The sequence below is a fragment of the Anaerolineales bacterium genome (genome assembly GCA_022866145.1).
GTDB lineage: Bacteria > Chloroflexota > Anaerolineae > Anaerolineales > E44-bin32 > PFL42.
Genome location: JALHUE010000389.1, coordinates 1 through 2,621 on the forward strand (window position 1 = coordinate 1; position 2,621 = coordinate 2,621).

At 68.3% G+C, this 2,621-nt stretch carries 3 protein-coding genes; all 3 read right to left on the reverse strand.

Annotation, left to right across the window (positions count from 1 at the left end):
- Nucleotides 1-166: 166 nt before the first annotated feature.
- Nucleotides 167-988, reverse strand: a complete 822-nt coding sequence (locus MUO23_11835) for an energy-coupling factor ABC transporter ATP-binding protein (GenBank protein MCJ7513647.1) — start codon at nucleotides 986-988, stop codon at nucleotides 167-169.
- Nucleotides 985-1,821 carry an energy-coupling factor ABC transporter ATP-binding protein gene (locus tag MUO23_11840; protein MCJ7513648.1) on the reverse strand — a complete coding sequence of 279 codons (837 nt, stop codon included), beginning with the start codon at nucleotides 1,819-1,821 and terminating at the stop codon, nucleotides 985-987. The genes MUO23_11835 and MUO23_11840 overlap by 4 nt, the downstream gene beginning before the upstream one ends.
- Nucleotides 1,818-2,621: energy-coupling factor transporter transmembrane protein EcfT (locus tag MUO23_11845; GenBank protein MCJ7513649.1), on the reverse strand; the 804-nt coding region annotated here is incomplete at its 5' end. The genes MUO23_11840 and MUO23_11845, both read right to left, overlap by 4 nt.

Sequence of the window (2,621 nt, forward strand, 5' to 3'; positions counted from 1 at the left end):
CCGGCGCTGCCTACATCAAGGCCGAGGCGAGCGGCCACAATCGCGACGTTGGATGCGCCGCCGGGTCCAAGCTCGAGGCTTTCGAGCAACTGCATGTCCTCCGCCTGAACGGGGAAGCTGGTGATGCGCAGCGACAGATCCAGCAGCAAGTCACCCAGGACAACGATCACCCCTGCACCTCCTGACTGAGGCGGAAGGCGAGCGCCGCCACGAAGGCCTCCACGGTCAACGGGGTTGTCGGCCAGCCGAGGCCTGCGGCCAGCCGCGCCAATTGGGGTGCCTCCAGCTGGCTGGCAGCCAGCAAATCGGTCTGGCCGAAGACCTGGGCTGCCGGCCCGTCGGCTAGGACCGTGCCTTGCGAAAGCAGAACCACGCGTTCGAAGTTCTCGGCGACGAAGTCCATGTCGTGCGAGATCGCGATCAGTGTCTGGCCTTCCTGCCGCTTGCGCGCCAGGTAGGCCGCCAACAGCTGCTGGCTCGGTCCATCCAGCCCGGTCGTCGGCTCGTCAAGGATCACGAACGGAGCCTGCATGGCGTCGGCCGCTGCCAGGGCGACGAACTTGCGCTGGGCGGGGGTCAACTCGTACGGGTGGCGCGCCCGCAGCCCGTCGAGCTGCAAGGCCTGCAGCGATTGGCGGACCCGAGCCTCGATCTCGGTCGCGGGCAGACCGAGGTTGCGCGGGCCGAAGGCGACCTCGGACTGAACGCTGCGCTCGAAGAGCTGGTCATCGGGATTCTGGAAGACGTAGGAGACCCGGCGCGCCAGCTGGGCCGCCGTGTGCTCCCGGGTATCCCAATCGCCGACCCAAACCCGTCCCGCGTCCGGCCGCAGCAGGCCGCACAGCAGCTTGGCGAGGGTGGTCTTGCCGGCGCCGTTCTCTCCAACCAGGGCCAGCCATGTTCCGCCGGACACGACCAGCGATACGCCTCCCAGCGCCCGGGCGCCCCCGGGGTAGGTGAAGGCGGCCGCCTCGAGTTGCAGATTCACCGGAAGTACTCCGTGGCCTGGTCGAGCGTATGCGGCAGCCGCTGGCGCATCGGCATCAGGCCCTGGGCGGCCGCCGCCCGGGCAGCCCGGCTGAAGCGGGTCTCAGCCAGTCCCCAGCTGGCGGCCGCCGGGCTTGACAGCACCTCGGATGGAGGTCCCTCGCTGACCTTGCGGCCCCCCTGAAGCACCAGGCAGCGGTCGGCAATCTGTGCCACCCACTCGAGGCGCTGCTCGGCCAGCACCACCGTCGTCTCCCCGGCGCTCACCAGGCTGCGCAGCAAGGCGAAGATCTGGTGCGTCCCGGCAGGGTCGAGCTGCGAGGTTGGCTCATCGAGGATCATCAACTTGGGGCGAAGGGCCAGCATCGAGGCGATCGCCAGGCGCTGCTGCTGCCCTCCCGAGAGGGCGTACGGCGAGCGGTCCGCCAGGTCCGTAAGGCCGGTGAGCGCCAGACTGCGCTCGATGCGCTCGAGCATCTCCGGCCGGGACACCCCCAGGTTCTCGAGTCCGAAACCAATCTCCTCGCCAACCGTGTAGCGGGCGCCGGTCACCTGGTTGAAAGGGTTCTGGAACACCGAACCGACGTGCTCGCACATCACGGCCAGGCTGCTGTTGGGCACATCGATGCCGGCGACGCGAACCCGCCCGGTCAGGCTGCCGCGGAAGAAGTGCGGGATAAAGCCCGCCAGGAGCGAGCACAGCGTGCTCTTGCCGGCCCCGCTCGCGCCCAGCACGGCCCACAGCTCGCCGTCGGCGACAGCCAGGTCCAGCCCGTCCAGTGCGGGGGAGGCCTCGCCGGCGTAGGTGAAGCTGACCTGCCGGAGCTCGATCATCCGGCAACCAGGCTGACGAGTCGGATCAGAACGATCCCTGCTGCCATCGTCCACATGCCGCGGCGCAGCCAAAGTTGAGCGACGGAATCCTGCAGGCTGATCAAGCTCGTCCTCGGTCCGCGGCGGCTGAAGCCGCGGGCTTCGAGGGCGAGAGCCCGCTCCTCGACATCCATCAGGCTGGCGAGCAGCAAGGGACCGGTGAGGGGAACCAGGGCTCGGGCCCGACGCCATATCGAGCCTTCGGTCTCCAGTCCTCGGGCACGCTGCGCGTCCTGGATGCGACGGGCCTGGGCCTCAAAGCGCGGCACCAGCTGCAAGGTTGTCACGACCAGGTAAAGTGCTTGGCTGGGCAGGCCGCGCTCGACCAGTGCCCGCATCAGCATGTCGACCCGGGTGGTCATCGAAAGCAGGAGGAAGCAGCCGCCGAGGAGTGCGATCCGTCCGATCGAGGCAACTGCGAACACTAGCCCTTGGCGGTAGAGCGAGAGCGGGCCGAGCGAGGCCACCACTTCTCCCTCGCCCCAGAACAATCCTTGGATCAGCAGGATGGGGATGGCAAAGGGAAGGACGAGCTTCCACAGCGTGCGCGTCAAGGGGCCGAAGATCCTTCCCAGCGCCGCCAGGGGCAAGACGCCCAGGAACAAGACCAGATAGCTGGCCCACCAGGGGACGGCAAAGGTCAGCGCCAGCAGCAAGACGGTCAGAGCCAGCTTGGTGAGCGGGTGCAGGCGATGCAGGCTGCTGGTTCGCGGCAGATAGGCGGCGAAGCTATCCGGACCGGCCAGGGACGTTCTCCGCTC

Coding starts and splice junctions, on each gene's coding strand:
- MUO23_11840 (MCJ7513648.1), bottom strand. CDS start 1,821: ATGATCGAGCTCCGGCAGGTCAGCTTCACCTACGCCGGCGAGGCCTCC.